We start from the raw sequence: 26,578 nt of genomic DNA on the forward strand, positions 1-26,578 counted from the left end.
TATGAGAAATTCAAATTATACATTCTTTGAAGAATTCAAACGACTGGACAAGCTGTGCGGCGACCTCTATGGTGAAAACCACGGTGTGACGCTTTATATTGATGAAATGCAAAAAACCTACGCGCGGGAATGTCAGGGCATTCCCAACTGGTACTCTGATTTGAAGCAGCTGAAACACCTTCGCTACATACGTAACTATCTGGCCCACGAAGAGGACGCATTTTCTGAAGACCTATGTGATCAGGAAGACATAGACTGGGTTCGTTCATTTTACCTGCGGATTTTAAATCAAACTGATCCGCTGGCATTGCTTTATAAACAGCAGCAGAGCAAGAGATGCATGAAGCCAAAGCAAGAGCCTCTTCAAAAAAAGCCATCTTATTCATCGCAGTCATCTTACAGAAATCAAGAGTCCCATTACGGCTGTTTAGCTTTTGCTTTCATTGTAATTTTTGTTTTCATTTATTTTATGAAAACCATGTAAGGATTTCTGTTCGGTATGACTTCAGTCAAAAAAGACGTATCGCCGACCCTCATGCTCTTTCTGAAAGTCAGCGTATGCGGCGGTTTTACAACCTTTTCCACTTTTTCACTGGAAACGCTAACCCTGTTTGAAGAAGGAAAATTTCCATCGGAATCATTTTCGCTGTGCTCAGCGTTTTTTGCTGTATTTTAGGCGTTTATGCCGGTCAGCTTGCTGCACTTAGCCGACCGACAATGCATAAGTCTAGCGCTCCCAGACTACTTCAGCCGCAATTCATAATATCGCAGAAAATATCCCGTGAACAGGAACAGACCAATCAGTAAGATTAATAGGCCGATGCCTGTTCCATTATTTTGCGGATAATAATAATTAATCATAAAATGAACAGGTGCCAGCAATACGGCAGCGATAGTCCAAATCAATTCCACCCTGTTTAGGGCCTTTCTTGCTTTTTCTTTTTTCTCCTGCAGTTCAATTAAATTTTTTTCTGCTTTTTTCTGATAATGCTCCATGGAAATCCTTTCTCCGCTCAAAAGCTCATTGACCGTAATACCCAAAATGCCGCATAGTTCAACCATGATGGATACGTCCGGCATACTCTTTCCGGTTTCCCACTTTGACACTGCTCTGTTGGTAATGTTCAATTTCTCCGCAAGCTGTGCCTGGGTAATGTGTTTCTCCTTGCGGCAGTCTGCTATGAATCTGCCGATTTTTACTTGATTCAAAATTCCTTCCTCCTTACCCTTTTATTATAGGGAAATACGTTTTTTTGAACAGGAACCGTCGGTTGATTTGCTGTTTTTTAGTACCTCGTTTAACCCATTTTCTATTTTTACCTGAAAAATGTATAAAACTTTCGCCTTCCATCACTGCATGGCTTGCATTTTCTGCAAGATACTTCTCAACATCTCGATATTCTTGCATAATCTATAAGGATTTAAGGAAAATTCACGATGTACCGCAATACACCTTACCCTCACTTATACACTTTTTCAATGCTTTCTGTTTTTCGGTTAAAAATTGCCCACCTTCTTATACACTTTTTTAGAAAAATAGCGATTTAGGTTAAAGTGCCTCTTCCTACTTGCGTATTATCTTCCGCGCTTTCTTCACATACTTGCAAGCAGCAGCAAACCCCCGGACATACTGCCGAGGGCTTTCTCATCTATTTCTCATATTCATACAAATAATAGTTTCCGCCTGCATACAGGTAAAGACTGCACTTGCCGTCTCCTGCAGCTTTTGGAATGCTTGCCACGCCGTAAGTCCCGCGGTTTTTTCCCTTCCCGATATCCTCGTAAGAGGTGATGTTGGCTTTGTTTTCATCGTCAGCCACCACGTTGCCGATATAGTTCTCCCCATCCTCCGTCACGATACGAACACCATAAAAACTGTCAGCGTCTTTCTTCTCGCTGGAAAGATTCTTCACCTTCACATAAAGAACAAGAAGTTTCTCGTCCTTGTTGCTGGCTTTAAAATAGTTGTAGAAATAGCCAGGGTTTTCCGGCTCAATCTTTGTGGTAAAGCGCAGCTTACCTGGGGTCAACTCACAAAGCCCATCAACAATAACCTTCTCTTTCAATTCCAGTTTCTGATATACTGCTACTGGCTCTGATGTATCAATTGGAAGTCTGTAGTTATATGAAGCTTTATCTTTATCGGTATCGAAAGCAAATGCTGCTATCATGTTGCCTGCACTAGCCTCTGATTCTTCCAGCTTTGTGACAAAATACACCGTGCTTTCTTCCCCAGCTTTGATAGTCGGGTAGGATGTCAGCGTCTTGCCTCCTTCATCAACGGCTGCCGTCATCTGTTCTGTAAAGGTTTCTTCGTCTCTTTCCAGCCTGAAAGCGCAGATATCTGCAAGAGTCATATCCTCTGCTGCCAGATTTTTTACAGTAGCTTCTACCACAACAAAGCTCTCATCTTTACCAGCTTCCCAGCCCATACTGAAGTTCTGAGTAAGAGGCGCATAAACCTGCGGCGTTACCAGCACATTCTTGGGCGTAATCTCAGCCTTTTCAGAAATGACGGAAGTCTCTCCCATCTGAAGAGTCACTTCTGCATCTCCACAGGCACAAAAAACGAAAACACCAGCCAGAATCACCAGATATAGCAACAACTTTTTTATAAGACTTTTCTTCATTTTGTTCACCTTTTACAGCTGTGCTGCCAGCCGCTCCATTTCCTCGCTCACATAATCTTCAATGCGGCCGCTGTCGCATGCCTTTGCAACCTCCATATCCATCGGCAGCTTGGCAACGTTTGGAATACCGTGCTTTGCAGCTACTTCTTCAATGTGGCTTTCACCGAAAATCATGTGCTTTTCATTGCAGCTTGGACATTTGAAATAGGACATGTTTTCTACGATTCCAAGAACAGGAATATCCATCAGTTCCGCCATCTTCACAGCTTTTTCCACAATCATGCCTACCAGTTCCTGCGGAGAAGTTACGATAATAATGCCGTCTACAGGCAGGCTCTGATATACAGTCAACGCCACATCACCGGTTCCCGGCGGCATGTCGACAAACATCACATCTACATCACCCCAGCATACATCGCTCCAGAACTGCTCGATCACGCCGCCCAGAATCGGACCTCTCCAAACAACCGGATCGGTTTCATTTTCGAGAAGCAGGTTGATAGACATCGCCTTAATGCCGCTGCCAGTTACCGACGGCAGAATCATCTGGTCGTTACCTTGCGCTTTTTCAGTAAGACCGAAAGCCTTTGGAATGGACGGGCCAGTAATGTCCGCATCTAAAATGGCAACGTTCTTGCCCTGTCTCTTTGCAGCGACTGCCAGCATGGAAGTTACGGAGGATTTACCTACGCCGCCCTTACCGCTGACAACACCGATTACTTTTCTCACATCAGACAAATCGTTCATCGGGGCTTTCTTGATGCCCGGATCTTCTTGTCTTTCTCCGCAGGTTGCACTGCAGGATCCACAATCATGATTACAATCACTCATCGCTTTTTTCTCCTTTATCTCTCATTCATATTTTAAAACATTCCCAAGTTTTTAAACAGGAATATCCATAAAAACATGGTAAAACTTGCAAATGCCGTGGTAAAAATTACAATTTCTCCCGCCAACTGTCCGTCGCTGTCCATGGACTGCGCCATCGTAAAAGAGGATACCGCCGCAGGGGATGCGAACATAGCGAGCAGCGTCACAAACTCAATACCGCGAAATCCGCAAAGCGCCGCTGCGCAAAGCCCAACTGCCGGAATCACCACCAGCCTTCCGATGACGCAGATAAAGAGATTCTTGCCCCTGTTTCCCATCTCCTTAAAATCAATGGAAGAGCCCAAAATGACAAGTGCAAGAGGTGTTGTCACAGCCGCCATATCGCTGATGACATCTTCCAGCATCTCTGGAAGTCGAATCTTAAAAATCACTGTTGCAAGTCCCGCCATTGCACCCAAAATCAATGGATTGGTCAACACTTTTCTGACAATCTCGCTGGGGCTGGGGTTTCCTCCCCGAAACAGTTCCAGGGTAATCACCGCCATCACATTGTACATAGGTACTATCACCGCTACCATCATAGCAGTTACACCTAAGTTTTCTCTGCCAAGAAGATTCACCGCAATGGGAAGCCCCATGATGACAAAATTGCTCCGGTAGAGTCCCTGAATCATAGCACCCCTGCTCTTTGGATTCTTCTCTACGGCAAAAGTCACCGCCATAGCTACTGCATAGATTACCAGCACTGCAATGACACCAAAGGCAAGCAGCTTTCCGTTAAAGGCTTCCCCAAGGTCTTTTCCGTAAAGGCTGTGAAACATCATGGCTGGAAAAAATACCACAAAGACCATATGGTTCATCTTCTTGATTTCAGGAGGCTCCATCAGCTTTGTTTCTTTGACCGCTACGCCAATTGCCATGAGAATGAACATGGGAAGCACCGCTTCCAAGGCTATGATAAAATTACTAAGCATTACTTATAAAAAGGACATGCCGCGCACTCCGGTCTTCTCGGATTTTCCGGGTCACAGTGAAGCGGAAAAATCCGAAGGTCGTGGCTCAGCTTATCTCCCATCAGGGATTTCAGAGCAGCAATCTGACACAGAGTTCCTACAAACTCCGTAGTAGTGCCCGCCTTTAGCTGGCGCATGGTTTCTCTATAAACCTTTGCCATATCCCTTTCATAATACTCATCTTTATACTCGTAAAAATTCTCAAACTCCGGCAAATCCACCGGGTTGAAGACCGGACAGTAAAGAACACAGTTGTTGCACTTGGAACAGCCGTCCTCGTTGATGACCGGTTTCTTATTGCCGTTTTCGTCTCTTTCCATTTTGATGCAGGCATACTTGCAGCCGACGGTGCAGGCCTCACATCCGTTACAATTTTTTACTCTATCTGTAATTTGCATTGCTCAAGCTCCTTTTCTCTTCTATATTATTATTCTATCATAAATAAGACGCAAAGAAAAGCCCGCCCGTTCACTTCTTCATAGCAAAGACTTCACGTGCATATAATCCAAATTTTCCATCAAAATATGCACATTTTCTCAGAAATCCATGCAGATTTTCGAGTAAATCACAAAAAATATGCACAAATCCACTCAATACTGGCTAGTTACGCGCTGAAAGGTGCCCCATATGTGCATATTTTTAATGATTCTTTTAAATTTACGCACAGCTATGTGCATATTTTTACGATTTTCCCCAAATCTATGCACTAGAGCGGTAGATGGGGTAGGGATCCCTTTGCCAGCTGACCAAAGAGGTAACTTCCTGAAATAAAATTACAGCAGTTCATCCAAAGACATCTGCCAGCGAATCCAGCTTTCCTGCTCGCAGGATTTTATAATATCCCCATCCATAAAATCCCCGATTAAAAAAGGTGAAAAAGGATCGTGCTGTTTCATATTGTACTCCACAGTCTCCCTGTCGTAGTTAGCATAGCAATAAAGACAGCCGTGTCCGCAGGTATTGTACGCACCGATATCGCTGCCCAAAATACAGCTGCAACCATCTCTTGTCATGGCAGATTTTGGAACCGATAAGGGCAGTCCTATGGCCTTTTCGAGCACTTTCTGGCTCTGACAACCGCTGCAGTCTGCACCAAACTGCGCAAGCTCATCACCCTCACCGCAGGGGTGCAGTTTCATACCCGCTTTTTCCGCAATCCTTACAAAGGCTTCACCAAGGCGCAGCCGGTCTTCTCGTGACACGCTCTTCCCTTCCGGAAAGTTTCGCTTGGTCTTATCATAAAGATCTAGAAAGCTGATGACACAATGCTCTGTGTAACCGGAAAGCTTTTTTGCCATATTCTCAAAGGCTTCCAAATGAAAATCTACTGAATACTTTTCCGTAATAAAAATCGGATCGTACCGCCAGCTGACACAGCTTTTTCCTACCTTTTCAGAAAGAGCGCAAAAGCTTTCCATTACAACATCAGCAGGCGGTACATATGGTTCAATATCCGTTCCATAAGGCGTAATCGTCACCGACCAAAATTGGCGAAAAGGTGCTAGCTGCTCCAAATTTTCCAGCATAGGCGCAGGATTCTTTGTGCAGAAAGTAATGCAGTCGATGACGGTCGGATCCAGGAGATAACGGGTCACCTGCTGGGACTGATATGGGTTTCTTGCAAAGACAAAGCCTTCTTTGAGGCGGCGGTAAAACCACTTGCTGTAGAAGGCCGGTATGTCTGTTCTGTTTCCTGTATTTAAAATCATTTATCTGTTCACAATCTTTCCGATATTTTTCAGAGCAATAGAAATGGTTCCGTCCGGATTATTGGTAAACTCTACATATCTACTGTTTTCCAGATATTCCGTCGGAATTTTGATTTCAATGCCCGTGTCGGTCTTTATCTTGTGGCTGCGAATACTCTTGACAACTTTCGGGTTTTCTACAGAAATTTTCGGCGGCATATCCGCCTCCATTGCTTTCTGCCTGAAAGTCTTTTTCATCACCTCGTTGTCGTGAAATACCTCTTCACAAAGATCCGATGGCGTAAAAGGTACGTTCTGCTCCGCACGCTCAATGATGCAGCTTTTCGCTCGGCTCACAGCCACAGCCGAATTGCTGCCGTATTCCTCTGCCACTTCACTGGTGATTTTTTTAATCATGCGCACAGTTTCTCTTGCCGACTGACCATAAGTACACTGCAAAACCTTATCAGGCAGCACCATAACTTCATCTCCGTTAATAGCACGTTTTTTATCACAAACCACCACCGACAAATCCTCTGTGTCGATAATCGCATAACAGGAAATCTTCTGGTTGGTACCTGGCAGCATAGTGAAATAACGGATAATTTTGTTGGCAACACCTTCCTGACCGTTTTCTACCTGGTGCGTGTAAGCAGTCTTGTTGGGAAGCAGCAGAAGTCCGATATATTCCCTGCTTTCTTCAGTAAACTGGCATACCAGAAAATCCATGGATTCCGGCTCATCAGCCTGAGAAATCTGGTCATGAAGCAGATTGCCCGCCGCCGTAGAAAACTCCGCAAAATCGATATTTCCAGAAAGATACCGGTCCAAGGTCTGTTTTAAAATACTATACTCTAAAAACTCACCTTTTTTCTTTGCCGAATCTTCCATAATGCGCAGCAAATGTTTTTCTATAAACTCACCCGTTCCATAATCGCCAATTTCCAGCTCTTTCTGAGAAAAGATACAAATATCCGAGTTAAAGTCCATAATATGTAAAATTGCTTTTTTAATAATCATTGTTTACTGTTCCACCCTCGCAAATTCTGTATAAATCGCCTGAATTGCAGCCATATAGTCTGCGCTGTTCACACCGACCATCATGTTGATTTTCTGTGCGCCGTGGTCTATAAGCTTCACATTAATTTTGCGGTTTGCCAGAGCACCAAGCACCTTTACGGCAACAGCTGGCGAAGTGCCAAGCTCCCGTCCGACGATGGCAATTAAAGCCACATCGCTGGTAACCGTCACTGTTCCCTGGGGCACTTTGTCCCAGATTTCTTCGGTAAGCACAGAAATGCAATCTCTCACGTCAAACTCATGGACGATGATATTGAGAGAGTCGATACTGGACAGGATATTCTTGACAGCGATTTTTCTCTCATCAAAGATTTCCAAAATCTCTGCACGAAGCTGCGGCTGCTCGCTCATCTTTCCCTTTTCGATTAGGATTGCAGTATAGCCTGTCTTTCCGGAAATGCCGGAGATTTCCAGACTGCTCTGGTAATAGTCCGCATTCTTTACAATCAGCGTGCCGTGCTCCTGCGGCTTATTGGTATTTCTAATGTTGATTGGAATTTCCAGCTTTACTACAGGGAAAACCGTATCCTCATGAAGAACGGCGGCGCCCATATAGGAAAGCTCCCTCAGTTCTTTATAAGTAATCACCGGCACGCTGCGTGGGTTATCTACAATCCTAGGATCTGCCATAAGAAGTCCCGATACATCAGTCCAGTTTTCATAGAGGTCTGCACCTGCTACCGCAGCCACGATAGCACCTGTAATATCAGAACCGCCTCTTGCAAAGGTCTTAGCCTCTCCGCTCGGAAGCGTCCCGTAAAAACCCGGAATTACTGCACGATTAGTTTCTGCCAGCGCTTTACCAAGAACCTTTTTGGTTTTTTCTTCATCGAAAGTCCCATCTTCCTTTAAGAAAATATGGTCTTTTGCATCGATAAAGTCCGCCCCGATATATGCTGCCATAATCTTAGCGTTAAGATATTCACCTCGGCTGATGATATAGTCAGATTTGGTATTATCTGACAACGCATTTCTAATCTGGTTAAACTCCTGATCAATATCGAGTTTCACACCAAGTCCTCTGACCAAAACCTTGTATCTGGACTGGATTTTGTCAAGAATTTCTTCTGCCTGCTCGCCTTTCTTTTCGATGCAGGCGATGAGCAAATCAGTCACTTTTACGTCATCTGCAGACCGCTTTCCCGGTGCAGACACAACAATATACTTTCTTGCCGTATCCTCTTCAATAATAGCGGCGCACTTTTTGAACTGCCCGCTGTCAGCAAGCGAGGTGCCTCCAAACTTGGCAACTTTGCAGTCAGCCTTCTGCGTAAATGCATCGGACAAGGTCGCATCGTTAATCTGATTCACATCATACTGGGTTGTCTGGTATACAAAATAGTTCAGCCAGTTGCAGTAAAGCAGATTGGCCGATGAGCGCCACTTTACGATAGGTTCTTTGGTGTCGTCATCTTCAGGAAAATAGTTGCACGGCACATCAGGATTAAGACCTGCATTCTTGTCACGCAAATATTCCTTCAGCAGAGTATCGCCGTCATATTCTGAATGCCCCATGATAAAAATCTGCTTATCATTTCTGGATTTGATAGCATAGATTCCCGCTTCGTCGGAAGTGGAAATGATTTCCAGTTCCGAAATCCTCTCCACATCTTCCCTGTCCACCGTAGTGTTTCTGGAATGAGGCACAAAAAACTCATCGTCGAAACCTCGGAACAGCATGCCTTTTTTGTAATCCAGGGTATGCTTATACACGCCGGAAAGCTTCTTAGGCAGCTTTCTCTTTTCAATGCCATAGTGGTAGTAAAGTCCTGCCTGCGCTCCCCAGCAAATGTGGAAGGTGCTGTGAACGTGACGCTTGGACCACTCCATGATTTCACAAAGTTCATCCCAGTAGTCCACTTCCTCAAAGGGCAGCAGTTCCACCGGTGCGCCTGTGATAATCATTCCGTCATAATTTTTATGTTTTATCTGATCAAAAGTCTTGTAAAAAGCAATCATATGCTCCTGCGACGCATTGGACGCCTTGTGAGTACTGGTCTGCAAAAGTTCCAGTTCCACCTGCAACGGTGTATTTCCAAGGAGTCTTGTCAGCTGCGTTTCCGTATCTATTTTGGTCGGCATCAGGTTGAGAATCAAAATCTGCAGCGGTCTGATGTCCTGTGTCATGGCGCGGGTATCGGTCATGACGAAAATGTTCTCCGCAGTCAGTGTCTCAATAGCCGGTAAATCATTTGGTACTTTAATTGGCATAAACAAACGCCTCCTCTACTAAAAAAATGGACTGTCCGTCTCCTTCTATCCTTGGGACAAACAGTCCTATCATTTCTATTATGCGACAAATCCGCCCGACTTTCAAGAGGAAGTTTTCTTTTTACGAAAGAATCATTCCCCCTGCTGAAAGCGCTGACAAGTTCCTGTCGTTTATCATATTTTCCATACTGTAGAGCGTCAGCACCTCGGTAATGCCCTGTTCCGCTGCGTATTCTGCCAGATTGCCACTGAAATAGCGCAAATCTACCATATATACGTTGTCGTAATGGTATGCCGCCAAAGGTGCAAAACAGTTAGCAAAGGAGTCCTTGATAATCAGCAGATTCTGCCCGGTTTCCTTCTTTCCTGTTTCAATGGCAAGTCTGCCGTAATTTCCGCCGAAAAACACAGCGTACTTGTCCTTTTTCTCAAGGAACTGCCTTTGGTACATGCCTCCCGGCAGCGCCTTGCCGTCTGCAGTCACTTTGTATCCATCCTGCTCCGGCGCTGTAAACGTACTGATAGTATCCCGATGACCATCGTCCCAAAGGACCTTAGAATACAGCGTGCCCTGAAAATCCTCGGTCAGCACGTTTTCTTTCGTTCCCAAAAAATCCAGCCACGGCTTCCACACACCAAAGGCAATAGCCGCCCCGTCTGTGGTCCAGTGGTGATCTTTCCTATAGTAAAGCTGGGTATTTCCGCGGCCTGCAATGAAGCTAAAGGTCTCGTAAAGATCCACATAACCGCAGTTTGTCAGCTGCTGCGCTGCTTCTTTTGCGTAAGCCGCCTCATCAAAGCAAGCAGCCCCACTGGGCAGCTTATCTCCCATCACCGCGCCAGTAGTCGGCACCAACATAACGGATTTTTCCATGTCAGAAGGCAACTCCTCATAAAAGGATTTTATCCCCTGCAGATTCTTTAAAAACTGTTGGTGATCCATCTGTTCTTCGGTGAGTTTTTCTATAAACCAGCCATCCTTACCCAGATAAACGCCGCCGATATCTTTTTTCAATAACAGCCGCTGTAAGGCAGTCTTTGCAGAAATCCACTGGTTGCGAAGCGGTACCTGATCGTCCATATACCGCTGAAAATCCTCCTCAAACGCTCCTGAGAGCACACGTTCTGCGGTAAATTTCGGCGCTTGCTGCAGCATCCGGTTTTCGTTGTCAGAAAAAACCTTATCCTTCAGGAAGATTCCTCCCAGGAGAAGAATCAGCAGAAATCCAGCAAACAGCACAGTCATGATAATGTCATCTTTCTTTCTCATCTTCCACACGCCTCCTATCAGAACCTGAAATACAGAAACGGATTATATGTATCGCTGACTAAAAACGCCATAGATGCTGTTAAAATCAGCAAATATGTGACATTCTTTACAGTCAGATAAACTGCTGGCTTTCTCTGAAGCTTTCCAAGCAGCGCTCTTGCACATTTTGATGGAAACTGCGTAGACGCAAAAGCCATGATGACAAGTAGCACCCCAGACGTTGCAAGGAAGTACCCGCTTCGCCCGTTCCAAAGACCACTGCAAAAAGCCATGGCCTTCAAATAGGTGAAAAACGTTGTACCATCGGTCAGAGCAAAAATAACCCAGCCCAGCACGATAAAAAACAGCGCGTACGCATGCTGCACAAAACACGGCAGCTTTTCCAAAACCCGCAGCAAAAATACTTTTTCTAAAATCAGCAGAATACCGAAATACACACCCCACCACAGAAAATTCCAGCTGGCGCCATGCCAAAATCCGGTCAGCGCCCAAACAATAAAAATATTTACCACCTGACGGCTCATTCCTTTGCGATTTCCACCCAGCGGAATGTACACATACTCTTTAAACCATGTGCTCAGCGAAATATGCCATCTTCTCCAAAAGTCGGTAATGTTCTTTGCAGTGTACGGATAATTGAAATTCTCTTCAAAATGAAAACCGAACATTCGTCCAAGACCGATTGCCATATCCGAGTAACCGCCAAAATCAAAATAAATCTGAAAGGTAAAGGCAATTGCGCCCAGCCACGCCGTCGCTGCCGGCATCTGATCGATATTCATAGACGAGATTTCGTCCCATATATGCCCCGCCTGATTGGCAAGAAGGACTTTTTTCCCAAGACCCATGACAAAACGTCGTGCGCCCTCCGCAAAATTTTCCAGATTGCTCTCTCTTTCAGCAAGCTGCATCTGGATGGTTACATAACGCACGATAGGTCCCGCAATGAGCTGCGGAAATAAAGTAATATAAAGTGCAAATCGAAGCAGATTCTTCTGTGATGCTGCCTTTTCCCTGTACACATCTATCACATAGGACATAGCCTGAAATGTGTAAAATGATATGCCGATAGGCAGTACCACCTCCGGAAATCCCAGACGTCCAAAGAAGAAACCTGCATATTTAAAATACCCCAATATAATCAAATTTCCAAGAGCAGCGAAACAGAGCATAAGCCTCGCTGGCCTATGCTCGTTATTTCCGAAATTTTTACAACACGGTATTGCCAGCCCGCATCCGTAGTTAAATAGAATGGACACCAGCATAATCAGTAAATATCTGGGCTCTCCAAAGCCGTAGAATAAGAGGCTTCCTAAGAGCAGTACACCGTTTCGCATACCCTTGGGCACAAGATAATACAAGATTATCACAGTTGGCAAAAATGCCAGCAGAAAAGCTGTACTACTGAAGACCATCGATGATCTCCTGCAGCTTCTCTAAAATTTCCGGATCAAGCTGTCCACCCATTCCGTCATCTGCCTGATATGCTTCTATCGTGTAAATAGTTTTATCCCCAACCTGCATAGTTGTACCCTGGCACAATTCAGTCATACCGTCATTAAACGCACTGGTAATATAGCTTGCAACATCTTCATTATAGTTTTCAGCATTCTTTAAAGTAAAAGCAATTCTACGGCTGCCTTCGTCCATCTGTGTTTTCACGTATTCCGGTATATCGTAGATATCCTTTAAATCACCGGCATTTTCTGCAAGGTAACAGTACTTGGTACCGTCAGCAGCCGGAATTTCCTCGTGATTCCATGGATAACTTCCATCATCTTTAACACTGTCAGGCACATTAAAATATGTATATCCCGGTTTTTCGCCGGTGCCTCCATCAAAAGTTACATCGCAGTGATACCATTCGTCGTCCAGCTTAACTAAATCCCATGCATGCTCGCCTTCCTCTGTAGAATGAATAATCTGACACTCAATATCCAGCATATCCATCAGTAGTTTAAAGGTAGTCGCATGACCCACGCAAATTGCCTGATGATACTTGAAAACTCCGTATGGAAGATGGCTGTATTGTCCGCCGCTTGCAATTGGAGCCAGAGAATTATCATTATATGCCGTATATGCCATCTGCCAGTCGTAGATTGCCTTTTCCTTTTCGTAGTCGCTCATGCCATCTGTTATATTCTCGTCGATGACTTTCTTTGCCTGCTCCAGCACATATTTATCCTGTTCATTGAGTCCTTCTGTCGTTCCTGACTTGTAGGCTTCTACCACTGCCGTATCATCGTAAATCTCGTGAATTTCACCTTTTGAAGCAACATATTCCTTTAGCATATCTGCCAGAGCATTGTTTTGCAAAAAAACACCCGCAACAGAAATAAGCAAAATCGCCTGCATTCCGATTAAAATCCCTGTTAAAATTTTTGTCTTCTTTGTCATTTTCTGCATCTCCTATTAATCCTGATTTAATACACCCTGAATTACTGTAATCATCTCTTCCGGCTGATCTGAAATTACCAGAAATACGTAATTCTTTAACACTGTAACCCTTGCATTTTCTAGCTTATAAACCTCATCCGGCTTGTAGTTCTCAAAATCATGGAGCCGTTTTGCGAGCCTTGCTTCCATGTATTTTTTGATTTCGCTAACGTCTGCATTTTCGCCTGCTCTAACGATGGAAATCTCATCTGCATTACCACCATCTGCTGCATAGGCAATAGTTCCTCCGTCAATCTTCTTTATGGAGAAATTGTACAGCCTTTCAAAATTATCAGCATATACATCTTCCCCTAAGCTGACGGTTGTATCCATCGGCGTGGTGTCAAACTGTTCCAGTACAGTTTTCACCGCCTCATTACATCGCCCTTCGTCCTTGTCCTCACTACAGCTGCAAAGCACACTTACAGTAAGTAGAATACAAGTTACTAACGTCATAGTTTTTATTATTTTCTTCATGTTTTTCCCCTTTCCCAAAGTTTTCTCTGTAAAATTCATTCTACAACTTTCTAAGGGAAAAATATATAGGATTTCTGAGATTTAAGAATTATTAAGAATACCCTCGCTACTTCCTGCTGCTGATAAAAAGCTGCACCGAAGCTGCACCATACTCGTATCCTCTGCTGCCAGTCATGTCATAAGCGATAGCAGTAGCCACAGTGTCATACCTGGATTCCAGCATATTTTTGCGGTGAGCCGATGATTTCTTCCACTGCTGAAACATTCCCTTTGCTGCGGCTTCCGGCGAAGTCTGATAAGCTCTCCATGCTAAGTTTTCTCCAGTGCCCCGATAAGAGATACGCAATTTCAAATCTGTATACACGCTGGAAAAACTTCGAAGTTCTCCTTTTTTATTATAGCGCCTGTGGCTTAGTTGTGGATATTGCAACGCCTCCGTCGCTCTCAAATCTGCTGCTTTCTGCAGCTTCTTATTGAGAGAAAGAGGTTTTACTCCGTGAGCCTTGCGATACGCATTAAGCAGCTTCAAAGCTTCTCTTTGATAACGTTTTGCATAAGCCTCCAATGTCAATGTTTCCGTCATATCAGCTGTTTCCAGCACTGGTGCGGCTTCTGCATATGCTGCATTTGCTGTGGCGTGCAGCTGCACGAGCAAAACCATTGCAAAAATCATCCACACTATGAATCTCATCTGCATCTTATTTTTTATCACACTTATTCCTCCCCTGCTCTTTTCTTTGCCGTTATTGTATCCGACTTTTTCCCAAAAAGAAAGGGAAAAAAGCTGACATTTCCCCATAGTCGTTGGAATGTAAGGGAAAAAAGTTTTAAAATAAATTATCTTGATACGTCTGCTGCCGCTTTTTTCTCTCTCGAAATTGAACTTTTTTCCAGTTTCGGAAGCGCTGGAAAGAATATTTCCTTTATTCGAAAAGAATGGAAAAAACAGTATGGAGCTTCCTCCTTCATATCGCAAGCCTTCTAAGCTTTAAGCCCTGTCATCGCAAGCAACAAAAAAACACCATTCATCAGAAAGGTGTTTTCTTTTTCTATGGTTGCGGGGACAGGACTTGAACCTGCGACCTCCGGGTTATGAGCCCGACGAGCTACCAGCTGCTCTACCCCGCGATATTAAGTTGTACAGATAAGAAATTGGTGCCGGAAACCGGGGTCGAACCGGTACGATCGGTAAGGATCGCAGGATTTTAAGTCCTGTGCGTCTGCCAATTCCGCCATTCCGGCACATCAATACAAATCTGTCAAAAAAATGGCTCCGAGAGTGGGGCTCGAACCCACAGCCTACCGGTTAACAGCCGGTTGCTCCACCATTGAGCTATCTCGGAACAATGTTCCGTCATTCCTGACGGCAGATATTATTATACACCAGTATCACAGTTATTGTCAATATCTTTTTCTACTTTTTTTATATTTTCAGATTCAATTCGAATTTAGGCTTCCGCTCACCATCTACAGTCTATTATAACAATAAATTCCGGTTTTATTCCTGCTTTTTACTGATTTCCAAAAAAATTATCAGAAGACCTCGGGGTTATAGATTTCCTGCATTGACAAATTCTCGATTTTTCGCTACTTTTGTCAATCTTTCCTTAAAAATTCAGCAAAAGACAACTGAAATTCGGATATTTTTTGACTAAATTGACAAATTTCAGCTTTCTTGTCAATTTTGTCAACGCAGGAGGGGATGTGGGCGACTGCTTGACAGACTCAATGCCCGCAAACAGCTGCCAGCCGCTGACCGCAACTCATTAAACCAGGCAACCAGCCGCCGACTGGCGCACAAGCCGGCAGCCTATCCTTAGGACAGGCTGCTGCTTTTCTCTGCTTTATCCAGCTGCGCGTTATGTTTAACTACTGCAATTTTCTTAGTATATTTTTCCGCTTTTTCTATCTCTCCGGAGGCCGTATAGTAGGCGGCCAGGCTTTCCATCGCTTCTACATTGCTTGGTGAAAGCTGCAGAACTCGAAGATAACAGCTTTCGGCATCTTCCAGTTGTTCTTCTGCTTCGTAGGCAACGCCCAGATAGTACCACAGAGGCCACCAGGTATTGAAACGTTCGTCCTCCTTGTAGCCAGCCAGAATGGTGATTCCTTCTGCAAAGCGGCCTGCCAGCACATGATTATAGCCCTCTTCGATTTTTACAGGCTCAGCCAGTTTTTCCAGCCAGCCGCTGACTTCTTCTTTCTGCTCCTTGTTATCCGAAAGTTCCATAAAGGTATCAAAGGTCAGCTTCGCTTTTACGTAAAGTCCCATATTCAGATAACCATAACCCAAGAAGTAAAATCCCATGTCGAAGTCCGGTTTCATCAGGGTCAGTTTTTCAAAGGCTTCCAGGGACTCTGCCTTATAGCGTCCGACATACTCTTCCCCTTCTCCGATTTCATAGGAGTCCTTGCAGGCTCTGCCGTAGCAGTACAGCGCGTCAGCGGACTCAGGATCAATTAAGAGAGCGCTACGAAAGCAGATACAGGCATAGTCAAAATCATTTTTAGCAGCAGATTCCACACCTTCGTTAATCAAAGGCTTTACAAACTCTTTGGTAAAGGTTCTGGTAATATATGCCACATAATGATCTCTATATTTGAAGTTGATGTCACAGCCGATAATAAATGCCATATTCTTAGCAATTACCAAGGTCGAAAGTCCTGTCATGGCAGTTTTGCGAATTGGCACCGGAACACCGGTCAGAATATCTGCAATGCCTGCTTTTTCAAGGTAGCTGTCCGACAGTTCATCAAAGATAAACTGGTCTGCATGGGGCAGCAGATATTCACCGATACGGTCCTGCAAAATTTGCGGTTCTTTATGTTCAAAATCCATTAAAATTCCCATCCTTTTTTATGAAATTTCTTTACTGCGTCAAAATTCATGGTCTGCTCTAAATCGGCAGAAAGCAGCGTTTTTGTCTTTTCGGAAATGCCCGGAAAATCTTCTTCCAGATGCAAAGCAAAGCGAAACAAAATACGGTACAAATCTTCTTTTTTGTGCGATCTGTGCTGGTAGCCTTCCTCATAGAAGAATGCCGACAATTTCTCATAAAACCGAAAAGCAGTCGCAGAAGAAGCTTTGCAAAGGTAGTGCAAACTCTGTGAAAATCCGCCCTTGTTTGCATACAGGTCCAGTACGTGCTCAATCATCTTCAGCCTCACCAGTTCGCCAGCAGATATAAAATCATTTGCAATCACCTCGTAAGGCGCTTCACTACGGTACACATAGCCATAGCTTTCCGCCTGACTGCGTGCCTTTGTGCCTTTCAAAAGCTTCAAAAATCCCAGCTGCAAGTTGTCCGCTCCCAAGGCATAGACCGCATTGAATGAATGTCCAAAGGAAGTATATCCCTCAAAGGGAAGTCCTGCGATTAAATCCACATGGATATGGCTGTTTCCAAGAGCGATTAGTTGCTCTACATTGGAAAGCAGTTTCGGTATGTTGCTGCTTCGCTGGATGGCAGTAAGAGTTTTCTCATTGGTCGTCTGAATGCCGATTTCAAACTGAAACAGACCGTCTCTCGCCATCCCAAGCAGCGAAAAAGTTTCCTCGTCCAAAAGTTCCGCACAGATTTCAAAGTGAAAGTTGGTCACTCCGTTATCCTGCTCGATGAGGTATTTCCAGATTTCCCTCGCCCGATTTCTATCATAATTAAAGGTTCTGTCGATAAACTTAACCTGCTTGACCTTCTCAGCAAGGAAAAAATCCAGTTCCTTAAAAGTTCTCTCAAGAGGCAGGGCTCTGATAGTCTTTTCTAAGGACGACAGGCAGTAGCTGCACCGATATGGACATCCTCTTGCCGATTCGTAGTAGACCACTTTGTCCGTCTCCATCTCCAAAATCTCATAAGGAAAGGGGAGTTTCTCCATAGCGAGCACAGGACCATCTGCAGTCTCTCGCACCTCTTTGTCCTTGCGATAGGTAAGCCCGTAGACCTTTTCCGGATTGAGTCCAGAAAGCACGCTGCCGCTAAGAACCAGTTCTTTGCAGAACTGGAAAAATCCCAGTTCTCCCTCGCCACGAAGAATATAGTCTGACCAAGGGTTCTCTTCCATAAAGGATGCCGCCTCATAGCTAGCCTCAGGTCCACCCAGCATAATTCGAATTGACGGATTTGCCTGCTTCAGCTGCCTGCCCAGCTGGCAGATTTTCTCCACATTCCAAATGTAAGTAGAAAAACACACTAAATCATAGCCGCCTCGCAAAATTTCACCGTAGATGTAGCCCATCTCATTGTTGATGGTAAACTCCTTAAGCTCGATGTCAAGCCCGGAGCCAACCGCCACGCTGTAGAGATATTTCAGCGCCAGATTGGAATGGACATATTTCGAATTCAGCGTCGTCAGTAAAATTTTCATTACAGCATCCTGAATCTTTCGTCTTTGAGAAGTCCGGTATCTGCCATGGCTCGCTCCAGCTGCTCCATCAATCTCGGTTTATCAGCCGGCAAATTACCTCTAAGGGACACATAGTTGGAGGCGTGATTGCTTCTAAATACGCAAGGTTTTGTCGGATTTGCGTGCTTTAAGAGAAGATAAGCCTCCGCCACCACTTCCTCCGCAGAAAGCAGAGTAAGCTCACCTCTATTAATCTGCCCCACAATAGGCGCACGATTATCTAACATCAGTGTCAGAAGACTCACGTAGGAAGCGTTCATCTCGCTGATCATCTTGCCTGTCTCGACCGCGTGCTCTTCCCAGGCCTCTTTTCCTGCAAGACCGGAAATAAAGGTTACCGATGCTGGGATTCCCGCATCCTCAATTTTGCAGACAGCCTCAATCATTTCCTCGCGGCTGACGCCTTTGCAGATCATATCCAGCACCTTCTGGCTACCCGACTCCGCACCCAGATAAATCATGCCCATGCCGTGGTCACGAAGGGTTTTAAGTTCAGCAGGCGTCTTGCGCAGTACGTCTTTGGCAGATCCGTATACGCTGACTCTTTTGCACTCCGGAAACAGCTCTCTGATTCTGTCCAAAATAACTAACAGCTTATCGTTTGACAGACAAAGGGCATCCCCGTCGCAGAGAAAAATTCTTTCCACCTTGCGATAGGTCTTTCTCGCCGTTTCCAGATCCTCCATGACTTCTGAAACCTCCCGCACGCGAAACATTTTGTCCTTGAACATGCTGCAGAAGGTACATTTGTTGTGAGAACAGCCTATCGTCACCTGAATCAGCAAACTGTAGGCTTCACTTGGCGGTCTGTAAATATCCCCTTCATATCTCATAGTTTCTATCTTTTCCTTTCCGTCTTTTCAAAATTACATACGTTCAGGCGCTTTCATGCCAAGAAGCGCAAGGCCGTTTCTAATTGCATTTTTCGCGGCCAGTACCAACGCTACCTTGGCAGTCTTTTCTGCTTCGTTGTCAGTGAGAATATGCTCATCGTGATAGAAGCGGTTGAAACTCTGCGCAATATCTACAATATGTCTGGTTACGATAGACGGTTCATATTTTTCACCTGCGTCAGCCACAACTTCTGGGAATTTGTATAACAGTTTAGCCAGTTCATATGCGCTTTCACTGCACAGATATTTGCAGTCGATGTTTTCAAGGGCTGCTGCCTTTGCGGTAATCTCATCACCGGCTTTGCGCAGTACAGAAGCACATCTTGCGTGAGTGTACTGTACGTAAGGACCGGTTTCACCGTCGAAGTTAAGGACTTTATCCCACTTGAAAACATAGTCCTTGATTCTGTTGTTAGACAGTTCCTGGAAAATAACAGCGCCGATACCGACAGTCTTTGCAATTTCGTCAATATCCCCTTCGGAAGCATTCGGGTTCTTCTCTGCGATGATTTCTCTGGTCTTTTCTACAGCTTTGTTCAGCACGTCCTCCAGGAATACCACTCTACCATGTCTTGTGGACATCGTGCCTTCTTCCAGGCTGACAAGACCAAACGGAACATGAACGCAGTCCTTAGCACATGCATAGCCCATCTTGCCTAAAATGGTGAACCACTGCTGGAAGTGGAGATTCTGCTGAGACGCAACAACATAAATGTTTTTATAAAAATCGTAGGTTTCTTTTCTATAAACGGCAGCCGCAATATCTCGGGTAATGTAAAGGGTGGAACCATCCGACTTTGTAATCAGCGCAACTCCCAGACCTTCTTCTTCCAGATTTACAATGTGAGCGCCCTGAGATTCTTCCAAAAGACCTTTTTCTTCTAATTCCTTTACAAAACGCGGCATCTTATCGGAGTAAAAACTTTCGCCGGCGTAGGAGTCGAAGGTAATGCCCAGCATGTCGTATACGCGGCTGAATTCCTTCAGTGATTCGTCTCTGAACCACTGCCATAGCTCGGTTTCTTCCTTTTCACCGTGTTCCAGCTTTGTAAAGATTTCTCTGGCTTCATCGTCCAGTTCCGGGTGTTCCTCTACTTCTACGTGGAACTTAGTGTAGTAGCTGAGCAGAGTCTTAATCGGCTCTTTGATGACATCTTCTTTGTTGCCCCAATGTCTATAAGCACAGATCATCTTGCCGAACTGGGTGCCATAGTCGCCCAGGTGGTTGATTCTGACTACATCGTAGCCGAGGGCATCATAAATTTTGTAGATGGAGTTACCGATTACGGTACTTCTGATGTGACCGATATGGAACGGCTTTGCAATGTTCGGGGAAGAGTACTCCACGATGACTTTCTTGCCTTCGCCCACGTTGGATTTTCCAAAATCTTCGCCAGTTGTCAAAACTTCATCCAACACATCTTTCACAAATTCTTCTTTGGAAATGAACATGTTCACATAGGCGTTAACCTGCTCAACCTTTTCAAAGAGAGGCTCTGCACTGATTCCCTCAGCGATTCCTTTTGCAATGAGCGGCGGCGCCTTTCTGAGCACCTTGGCCAGTTTAAAACAAGGAAACGCATAGTCACCCATTTTGGTATCCTGCGGCACCTCGACCATATCCATAATTTCTGCAAGTTCCAGACCATCTACGTGTTTCGCAATGATCTTTGCAATTTCTTCTTTAAAATTTACCATCCATAATCTCCTTTTCTGAAATGACTTTGATTCCTCTGTCCCGAAGCTTTCCTGCAAAGCAGCCATAGCCTGCTGTTAATGTTCCTGTAAAGGTGCCGTCATAAATCTGCCCGCTGCCGCAGGAAGGACTGTTGGCCTTCAGGATTGCTCCATCTATTGGTTCGCCGAGCTTTTCGGCTTCTTTTATGGCCTTCTCAAGGGAGATTTGCGCCCCTTTCTCAAAAGCCTTCGTAACATCACTGCCTTCTTTGTCTACAATATGGCCGCCTATATACTCTGCAGGCGGTCTCGGCACGGGAAGCCCGCTTAAAGCTTCCGGGCAGACAACACAGAAACTGCGTCCTTTACAAAACTCAATGACCGCTTCATTTCGGTTATTGCCACCGTTATATTTGCAATTGTGTCCAAGAAGACATCCGCTGATTACATACATATTCTTTACTCCGTTTTTAACCTGACAATGGTCACGCCCTCGCCGCCTTCATTATAGTTTCCTTTGCGGAAGCTGACCACATGTTTGTGTCGTTTCATCATGTCTCGCAGACCTTTTTGTAAAACACCTTCGCCTCTGCCGTGAATAACGGTCACCTCGGAAAGTCCTGCTACATAAGCGTCGTCCAGGTATTTGTCCACCTCCACAATGGCATCGTCCAGATACTTTCCTTGTACATTGATAGTGATGGAAATATTCTGGGCTTTCTTCTTATAAAGACTGCCGTAGCCAGTGGCTTTCGGTTTCTTTTTCTTCTTGGTGCCATCATTGATCAGCATTAAATCATCCACATTCAGGTTTGCTTTCATGATACCGATTTTTACCTGTAAATCTCCCTTTTCATCTGGCAGGGATAAAACCTCGCCGTTCTGATCGAGAGACACCACTTTGACCCTGTCGCCTACTTTGATTTCTGCAGCACTGACCGGGTTGCTGTTGACCTTGGCAACAATTCGCTCTGCATATTTATCTTCTTTTTCCCGCAAACGCTTCCTGCTCTTATCGTAGCGCTTATTGCGCTCACCCATACTCTCAAGCTTAGCAAGCTCTTTCAGCTCTTTCTGTACCTCGCTTGCCGTTTCTCTGGCATCTTTGAGCATCTCCCTTGCCTCTTGCCTTGCGTCTGCAATAATTTTGTCTTTTTTTCTATTGATTTCATCAAGCTTTGCTTTCGCCTCTTCCTGCTGTTTTTGCATTGTAATGCGAATGGCAATAGCTTCGTCACGCTCAGCTTCAGCTTTTTTCTTATCTGCTTCAATGGCGCCGATGACGTCTTCAAACTCGATATCGCCTCGCTCAATCAGCTTAGAGGCTCTTTCTATGAGACTGTCCGAAAGCCCCAGCTTCTTTGAAATTTCAAAAGCGTTGGACTTACCGGGAATGCCGATGGATAGCCTGTAAGTCGGACTTAAGGTTTCCACATCAAATTCCATAGAAGCGTTCTCTACTCCCTCTGTAGAAAGGGCATATTTTTTAATTTCGTTGTAATGGGTCGTGGCAACCGTTACCGCTCCCTGCCTGTACAGGGTTTCCAAAATCGCAATAGCAAGGGCTGCGCCCTCTGTCGGATCCGTACCCGCGCCCAGTTCGTCTACCAACACCAAGGAATGCCGGTCTGCCTTACCCACAATTTTTACGATGTTCTTCATGTGAGAAGAAAAGGTGGACAGGCTCTGCTCGATGCTCTGCTCGTCGCCGATATCCGCAAAAATTTCTGTAAAAATTGGGATTCTGCTCTGACTGCTTGCCGGAATGTGCAGACCGCTTTGCGCCATCATGGAAAGAAGTCCGATAGTCTTTAAGGTGACTGTTTTGCCACCGGTATTGGGACCTGTCACCACCAAGGTCCTGTATCCATCTCCCACCGATACGTTGATTGGAACTACCTTCTTGCTGTCGATGAGCGGATGTCTGCCCCTTCTGATATCAAGCACGCCTTTCGAATCAATGAGGGGTTCCTCCCCCTCCATCTTACGAGAAAGTTTTCCCTTTGCCATAATAAAGTCCAGCTGCAAGAGCAGCTTTTGATTATTTTTAATATCGTGGTAGTGTTCTGCCACTGCTTCAGACAGTTCTTTGAGAATCTTTGCGATTTCACCTTCCTCGGCAAGTTCCAGTTCTCTGAGCTCGTTGTTCAGGTTGACGATGACCTGCGGCTCAATAAAGAGGGTTGCCCCTGCCTTGGACTGATCGTGGATAATCCCCGGAAATCTGCTTCGATGCTCCTGCTTAACCGGAATCACATATCTGCCGTCGCGCATGGTAACCAGCGCATCCTGCAAATAGGTTCTGTTATCTGCTGTATTCAAAATATGGTTTAACTTGTTTTTAATTGCGTCATTTTGCCTTGCAATGCTGCGCCTGATATCCTTAAGCGCAGGTGACGCATTGTCGCTCATCTCATCTTCAGACAGAATGCAGCGGTCAATTCTCTCAGAAAGTCTGGGCATTGCCACAAGCAGCTCCGTCATGGAGGAAATTAGCGGCATAGGAGGCAAATCGCTCCCCTTAGTAAAGGAAATGACCCGCTCAGCAATGCGCAGATTGAAAAGAATCTGCAAAAGCTGTTTCATGGTCAATGTGCCGCCTTTTCTTGAAAATTCAACGCTTGAGACGATATCATAGATACCGCCTGTAGGCAGCGCTCCTTTATGCACAATAAGGTCAACCGCTTCCGTGGTTGACCTTAGCTCTTCTGAAATTACCCGTTCATCGGTATAGGGAGAAAGTTCAGAGATGATTTCCCGGGTCATCTCTGAACCTGCCTCGCATTTCAGAAGCTCAATAATTTTGTGATATTCTAACACTTCCAGTGCTTTTTTGTTCATAATATATCCTCTATCGATTATTTTTCAGTTTTTCAAGTTCACTCTTGAGCTGAATGTTCTCCATCTGTAAATCGAAAAAGGAATTCTCGAACTCCGTGCATTTGGATTGCAGTTCTTTGAAGCGTTCGTCGCTTTCCTGCTTCTGGTTTTTCATCTCCGCCATATTATCTTTATATTGGGCAAAGTTTTTCTTTGCGTCCTCCCACATCTTCAGATAATACTTGGAGTCGTTTTCCATCTGCTGTTTGGCAGTGCGAAGCAGTTCCACCTCACGCAGTGCCTCAAAGTACTCCTCTGCAATATTTATGGCAGAAAGGATACTGATATTGCCCTGCATTGCGTCTCCGCAAGCTCTGCTGATGAGACGCATTTTGTTATCGACATACTCGGCAATTCTCGTAATTTCTTCTTCGGATTTATCTCCTGCGATTGTGTATTCCTGTCCGTAAATTTTTACAGTTACTTTGCTATCCATATGTTCACCTTTTCTGTATCTTGTGTATTGCTAAAATCAGTTAGAACTCTCTTCGCCGTCATTCTTCCGGCCCTCCCGCCGGACCTCGGACTCTCGCCGTAGAGTGCCACGCACCATTTCCTGGTGCTGCACTCCTGACGGGGGTCCTACCTACGACTCCTCTTCGCCGTCATTCTTCCGGCTCGACTCGCCGGGTTAGGACTCCCTTATTACAGCCTTGAATGCGTCTTTCAGGGCTTCTAAAACTTTGCTGTGTACGCCGTCGGTTTCTTCGTCGGTCAGGGTCTTTTCGTCGTGTCTGTAGGTCAAGCTGAACGCAACGCTCTTCTTACCTTCATCCACCTGCTGGCCTCTGTAAACGTCAAAGAGTTTCACATCTCTGAGAATCTCTGTACCAGACTCCCTGATTACTTTTTCAATGTCACGCACCTGTAAATCCTCGTCAACAATCATTGCGATATCTCTTGAAGTTGACGGATACTTCGGCGGCTGATGGTACAGAATTTCTCTATTTGAAAGTTCTACAATCACGTCAAAGAACAGTTCACTGATATATGCACGTGTTCCAATTCCGTATCTTTCGCTTACGTCCGGATGTACTTCACCCATGATGCCCAGTTCAACCTCCTGACCATTTGCGTCTTTGGTGATAATACGAGCGCATCTGCCCGGGTGATATACCTTGTAGTCAGATTCAGCTACAAAATCCAGTTCTTTAATTCCCAGTCTCTCCAGCATGGTACTGATGATTCCTTTCAGTGTAAAGAAATCTTCATCTTTGCCGTAAAGACCGAGAGACAAGTTATAAGATTCAATCGGAAGAGCCTTTGGATCCATCAGATTGTTCATAAAGGTCAAAGCAAGCTCATAGGCTCCTACTCTTTCGATATTTCTTGCATAGTTTCTGCCCAGAACTTCTAACATACCTGGTGTCAGAAGGGTTCTCATGGCAGCAGTTTCTTCTCCCATCGGATTGATGATTTCAACCAGATTTCTTTCCCAGGAATCTTCTTCAATTCCGATGTTATCTAAAATTTTGTTGTTGGAGAAAGAATAGGTCTGAATCTCATTAAGACCCATGCCGCAGAGCAGGTTTCTAGTCATATCACGCAGTCCCCAGCTCTTGGAAACGGTTCCAACGGTATCAGCCTTCGGCAGTGTCAGCGGTAAATTATCAAATCCATACAATCTTGCAATTTCTTCGACACAGTCAATTTCTTCCTTCATATCCTGACGAACAGTCGGCGGCGTTACCAGCATGATATCGCCTTCACCTTCTACCTGCATGTCAAGTCTTCTCAGATATCCTTCCATCTCTTCTCTAGGAATATCAGTACCAAGCACCTTGTTCACCTTGCTGACTCTACAGCTGATAGTTACAGGCTTTTGCGGATTGTGATACACATCCACGCTGCCGTTTAAGACTTTACCACAGCCCAGCATTTCTACCAGCTTGCAAACTCTGTCAGCTGCTGCTTCAGCAAGGTTCGGATCCAGTCCTCTTTCGTATCTTGCAGAGGCCTCCGTTCTCATTTCTAGCTTCTTCATAGAGCGATGAATGGAATTCTTGTGGAAGCATGCGGACTCTACCAGTACTGTGTTGGTATCATCTACGATTTCAGAGTTGAGACCACCCATGATACCTGCGATACCGATTGGTTTTTCAGCATCGTTAATCATCAGCGTATCGGAATAAATATCTCTTTCCTGTCCGTCCAGGGTGGTAAATTTGTCGCCGTCCTTTGCCACGTCAACGATGATTTTTCTGCCCGCAACGCTTCTAATATCAAATGCGTGAAGTGGCTGACCGTATTCCATCATGACAAAGTTGGTGATATCTACCATATTGTTAATCGGTCTCATGCCAGCTGCCATCAGTCTTTGCTGCAGCCACCACGGAGACTGTTCGATTTTTACATCTTTAATGACTCTTGCAGTGTAACGCAGACAGTTCTCATTTCTGACTTCTACGGAAATGTAGTCGGACGCATTTTCATCAGTCTTTTCGCATTCGTTTTCCGGATAAGTCATTCTCTCTTCAAATACTGCAGCCGCTTCCTTTGCCATGCCCAGCATGCACAGGCAGTCCGGACGGTTTGGCGTAATGCAAAAGTCGATGGCATAATCGTGAAGTTCCAAAGCTTCCACAAAGTCTTCACCCAGATGTTCGTCCCAGTTGCCTGGCAGCATCCAAATACCATCTTTGGAAATATACGGTGCAATCTTATCTTCGATCCCCAGTTCCTGTGGTCCGCACATCATACCATTGGAAACAATGCCTCTCAGCTTGCCCTTGGTAATCTTTACACCGCCTTCTACCTTTGGCTGACCGTGAAGCGGTCCCGGAATATGGCTGTTATGCTTTGCAATCGGGCAGTAACCACCCTCGTAAATGTTGGTCGCTCCCGTTACAATCTGCAGCGGCTCATCTTCTCCCACGTTAATCTGACAAACGACCAGTTTATCTGCGTCAGGGTGCTGTTCGATTTTATCGATTCTGCCAACCACAACACCTTCAATACCAGTTCCAAGCTCATCACAAGTTTCCATATCAGAGCCGGACATAATCATGCGGTTGCAAAATTCCTCAATTGGCACATTGACATCTGTATAATCTTTTAACCAATTTAATGATACTAACATTGTATATAA

Annotated in this window: 23 protein-coding genes and 3 tRNA genes; 2 read left to right on the plus strand and 24 right to left on the minus strand. The window is 45.0% G+C overall.

The genetic code is table 11. The features are described from left to right. The first annotated feature begins 1 nt into the window (after position 1). Entirely contained in the window at positions 2-484 is a 483-nt protein-coding gene (locus D1155_RS00660; protein ID WP_160200485.1) for a DUF6548 family protein, read from the plus strand. A 15-nt stretch (positions 485-499) separates the two neighbouring features. Next, complete coding sequence (locus D1155_RS00665; protein ID WP_160200486.1) at positions 500-676, plus strand: CrcB family protein; 177 nt, start codon at positions 500-502, stop codon at positions 674-676. A 65-nt stretch (positions 677-741) separates the two neighbouring features. Here D1155_RS00665 and D1155_RS00670 read toward each other — a convergent pair whose 3' ends face one another. The 24 genes from D1155_RS00670 to pheT all read right to left on the minus strand — a co-directional run bounded on the left by D1155_RS00670 (position 742) and on the right by pheT (position 26,569). After that, positions 742-1,209: a helix-turn-helix transcriptional regulator gene (locus D1155_RS00670; RefSeq protein ID WP_160200487.1), complete on the minus strand. Its 468-nt coding sequence runs from the start codon at positions 1,207-1,209 to the stop codon at positions 742-744. Between the two features lie 440 nt (positions 1,210-1,649). Further along, positions 1,650-2,630, minus strand: coding sequence for a hypothetical protein (locus D1155_RS00675; RefSeq protein WP_160200488.1), 981 nt, complete (start codon positions 2,628-2,630; stop codon positions 1,650-1,652). A 12-nt stretch (positions 2,631-2,642) separates the two neighbouring features. Continuing rightward, entirely contained in the window at positions 2,643-3,461 is an 819-nt protein-coding gene (locus D1155_RS00680) for an Mrp/NBP35 family ATP-binding protein (protein ID WP_160200489.1), read from the minus strand. Positions 3,462-3,493: 32 nt separating this feature from the next. After that, complete coding sequence (locus tag D1155_RS00685) at positions 3,494-4,435, minus strand: AEC family transporter (protein ID WP_160200490.1); 942 nt, start codon at positions 4,433-4,435, stop codon at positions 3,494-3,496. Next, entirely contained in the window at positions 4,435-4,872 is a 438-nt protein-coding gene (locus D1155_RS00690) for a 4Fe-4S dicluster domain-containing protein (protein ID WP_160200491.1), read from the minus strand. Before D1155_RS00690 ends, D1155_RS00685 begins: the two co-directional genes overlap by 1 nt. 375 nt (positions 4,873-5,247) lie before the next feature. After that, positions 5,248-6,183: a DUF1848 domain-containing protein gene (locus D1155_RS00695; RefSeq protein ID WP_160200492.1), complete on the minus strand. Its 936-nt coding sequence runs from the start codon at positions 6,181-6,183 to the stop codon at positions 5,248-5,250. Then, positions 6,184-7,182, minus strand: a complete 999-nt coding sequence (locus D1155_RS00700) for a nucleoid-associated protein (protein ID WP_160200493.1) — start codon at positions 7,180-7,182, stop codon at positions 6,184-6,186. A gap of 3 nt (positions 7,183-7,185) precedes the next feature. After that, positions 7,186-9,453: an aspartate kinase gene (locus D1155_RS00705; protein WP_160200494.1), complete on the minus strand. Its 2,268-nt coding sequence runs from the start codon at positions 9,451-9,453 to the stop codon at positions 7,186-7,188. Between the two features lie 121 nt (positions 9,454-9,574). Then, positions 9,575-10,723 carry a DHHW family protein gene (locus tag D1155_RS00710; protein WP_160200495.1) on the minus strand — a complete coding sequence of 383 codons (1,149 nt, stop codon included), beginning with the start codon at positions 10,721-10,723 and terminating at the stop codon, positions 9,575-9,577. A 17-nt stretch (positions 10,724-10,740) separates the two neighbouring features. Beyond that, positions 10,741-12,138 (minus strand): MBOAT family protein, encoded by a 1,398-nt coding sequence (locus tag D1155_RS00715; protein WP_160200496.1) that lies wholly within the window; start codon positions 12,136-12,138, stop codon positions 10,741-10,743. Next, positions 12,125-13,120 carry a transglutaminase domain-containing protein gene (locus tag D1155_RS00720; protein ID WP_160200497.1) on the minus strand — a complete coding sequence of 332 codons (996 nt, stop codon included), beginning with the start codon at positions 13,118-13,120 and terminating at the stop codon, positions 12,125-12,127. The genes D1155_RS00715 and D1155_RS00720 overlap by 14 nt, the downstream gene beginning before the upstream one ends. Before the next feature lie 15 nt (positions 13,121-13,135). Continuing rightward, positions 13,136-13,636, minus strand: a complete 501-nt coding sequence (locus tag D1155_RS00725) for a DUF4358 domain-containing protein (protein ID WP_160200498.1) — start codon at positions 13,634-13,636, stop codon at positions 13,136-13,138. Between the two features lie 106 nt (positions 13,637-13,742). Next, positions 13,743-14,348 carry a CAP domain-containing protein gene (locus tag D1155_RS00730; protein ID WP_160200499.1) on the minus strand — a complete coding sequence of 202 codons (606 nt, stop codon included), beginning with the start codon at positions 14,346-14,348 and terminating at the stop codon, positions 13,743-13,745. Between the two features lie 340 nt (positions 14,349-14,688). Then, positions 14,689-14,764: transfer RNA gene (locus tag D1155_RS00735), tRNA-Met, on the minus strand. 25 nt (positions 14,765-14,789) lie between these two features. After that, positions 14,790-14,878 (minus strand) — tRNA-Leu (locus D1155_RS00740). 26 nt (positions 14,879-14,904) lie between these two features. Further along, positions 14,905-14,979 (minus strand) — tRNA-Asn (locus D1155_RS00745). Positions 14,980-15,452: 473 nt separating this feature from the next. Then, positions 15,453-16,487, minus strand: a complete 1,035-nt coding sequence (locus tag D1155_RS00750) for a tetratricopeptide repeat protein (protein ID WP_207709504.1) — start codon at positions 16,485-16,487, stop codon at positions 15,453-15,455. Then, positions 16,475-18,001: a B12-binding domain-containing radical SAM protein gene (locus tag D1155_RS00755; RefSeq protein ID WP_160200501.1), complete on the minus strand. Its 1,527-nt coding sequence runs from the start codon at positions 17,999-18,001 to the stop codon at positions 16,475-16,477. Before D1155_RS00755 ends, D1155_RS00750 begins: the two co-directional genes overlap by 13 nt. Next, complete coding sequence (locus D1155_RS00760; RefSeq protein WP_160200502.1) at positions 18,001-18,873, minus strand: radical SAM protein; 873 nt, start codon at positions 18,871-18,873, stop codon at positions 18,001-18,003. Before D1155_RS00760 ends, D1155_RS00755 begins: the two co-directional genes overlap by 1 nt. A 33-nt stretch (positions 18,874-18,906) precedes the next feature. After that, positions 18,907-20,631 (minus strand): arginine--tRNA ligase, encoded by a 1,725-nt coding sequence (gene argS / locus D1155_RS00765; RefSeq protein WP_160200503.1) that lies wholly within the window; start codon positions 20,629-20,631, stop codon positions 18,907-18,909. Further along, complete coding sequence (locus D1155_RS00770) at positions 20,618-21,064, minus strand: DUF523 domain-containing protein (protein ID WP_160200504.1); 447 nt, start codon at positions 21,062-21,064, stop codon at positions 20,618-20,620. Before D1155_RS00770 ends, argS begins: the two co-directional genes overlap by 14 nt. Before the next feature lie 5 nt (positions 21,065-21,069). Continuing rightward, a complete protein-coding gene (locus D1155_RS00775) occupies positions 21,070-23,451 on the minus strand; it encodes an endonuclease MutS2 (protein ID WP_160200505.1) in 2,382 nt (793 codons plus the stop codon). Between the two features lie 10 nt (positions 23,452-23,461). Next, positions 23,462-23,926 (minus strand): cell division protein ZapA, encoded by a 465-nt coding sequence (locus D1155_RS00780; protein ID WP_160200506.1) that lies wholly within the window; start codon positions 23,924-23,926, stop codon positions 23,462-23,464. A 195-nt stretch (positions 23,927-24,121) separates the two neighbouring features. Next, the gene (gene pheT, locus D1155_RS00785) at positions 24,122-26,569 is read right to left on the minus strand and encodes a phenylalanine--tRNA ligase subunit beta (protein ID WP_160200507.1); all 2,448 of its coding nucleotides are present in this window, start codon (positions 26,567-26,569) and stop codon (positions 24,122-24,124) included. Positions 26,570-26,578 lie beyond the last annotated feature (9 nt).

It is taken from the genome of Anaerotruncus sp. 80, from assembly GCF_009936115.1.
In the GTDB taxonomy this organism is placed as follows: domain Bacteria; phylum Bacillota; class Clostridia; order Peptostreptococcales; family Anaerovoracaceae; genus Senimuribacter; species Senimuribacter intestinalis.

What these genes read in the sequence shown, in the direction of transcription:
- D1155_RS00690 (WP_160200491.1), bottom strand. Translation starts at nt 4,872, where the DNA reads ATGCAAATTACAGATAGAGTAAAAAATTGTAACGGATGTGAGGCCTGC.
- D1155_RS00660 (WP_160200485.1), top strand. Translation starts at nt 2, where the DNA reads ATGAGAAATTCAAATTATACATTCTTTGAAGAATTCAAACGACTGGAC.
- D1155_RS00700 (WP_160200493.1), bottom strand. Translation starts at nt 7,182, where the DNA reads ATGATTATTAAAAAAGCAATTTTACATATTATGGACTTTAACTCGGAT.
- D1155_RS00705 (WP_160200494.1), bottom strand. Translation starts at nt 9,453, where the DNA reads ATGCCAATTAAAGTACCAAATGATTTACCGGCTATTGAGACACTGACT.
- D1155_RS00695 (WP_160200492.1), bottom strand. Translation starts at nt 6,183, where the DNA reads ATGATTTTAAATACAGGAAACAGAACAGACATACCGGCCTTCTACAGC.
- D1155_RS00775 (WP_160200505.1), bottom strand. Translation starts at nt 23,451, where the DNA reads ATGAACAAAAAAGCACTGGAAGTGTTAGAATATCACAAAATTATTGAG.
- D1155_RS00725 (WP_160200498.1), bottom strand. Translation starts at nt 13,636, where the DNA reads ATGAAGAAAATAATAAAAACTATGACGTTAGTAACTTGTATTCTACTT.
- D1155_RS00685 (WP_160200490.1), bottom strand. Translation starts at nt 4,435, where the DNA reads ATGCTTAGTAATTTTATCATAGCCTTGGAAGCGGTGCTTCCCATGTTC.
- D1155_RS00770 (WP_160200504.1), bottom strand. Translation starts at nt 21,064, where the DNA reads ATGTATGTAATCAGCGGATGTCTTCTTGGACACAATTGCAAATATAAC.
- D1155_RS00665 (WP_160200486.1), top strand. Translation starts at nt 500, where the DNA reads ATGACTTCAGTCAAAAAAGACGTATCGCCGACCCTCATGCTCTTTCTG.
- pheT (WP_160200507.1), bottom strand. Translation starts at nt 26,569, where the DNA reads ATGTTAGTATCATTAAATTGGTTAAAAGATTATACAGATGTCAATGTG.
- D1155_RS00710 (WP_160200495.1), bottom strand. Translation starts at nt 10,723, where the DNA reads ATGAGAAAGAAAGATGACATTATCATGACTGTGCTGTTTGCTGGATTT.
- D1155_RS00760 (WP_160200502.1), bottom strand. Translation starts at nt 18,873, where the DNA reads ATGAGATATGAAGGGGATATTTACAGACCGCCAAGTGAAGCCTACAGT.
- D1155_RS00680 (WP_160200489.1), bottom strand. Translation starts at nt 3,461, where the DNA reads ATGAGTGATTGTAATCATGATTGTGGATCCTGCAGTGCAACCTGCGGA.
- D1155_RS00780 (WP_160200506.1), bottom strand. Translation starts at nt 23,926, where the DNA reads ATGGATAGCAAAGTAACTGTAAAAATTTACGGACAGGAATACACAATC.
- D1155_RS00755 (WP_160200501.1), bottom strand. Translation starts at nt 18,001, where the DNA reads ATGAAAATTTTACTGACGACGCTGAATTCGAAATATGTCCATTCCAAT.
- argS (WP_160200503.1), bottom strand. Translation starts at nt 20,631, where the DNA reads ATGGTAAATTTTAAAGAAGAAATTGCAAAGATCATTGCGAAACACGTA.
- D1155_RS00715 (WP_160200496.1), bottom strand. Translation starts at nt 12,138, where the DNA reads ATGGTCTTCAGTAGTACAGCTTTTCTGCTGGCATTTTTGCCAACTGTG.
- D1155_RS00720 (WP_160200497.1), bottom strand. Translation starts at nt 13,120, where the DNA reads ATGACAAAGAAGACAAAAATTTTAACAGGGATTTTAATCGGAATGCAG.
- D1155_RS00750 (WP_207709504.1), bottom strand. Translation starts at nt 16,487, where the DNA reads ATGGGAATTTTAATGGATTTTGAACATAAAGAACCGCAAATTTTGCAG.
- D1155_RS00675 (WP_160200488.1), bottom strand. Translation starts at nt 2,630, where the DNA reads ATGAAGAAAAGTCTTATAAAAAAGTTGTTGCTATATCTGGTGATTCTG.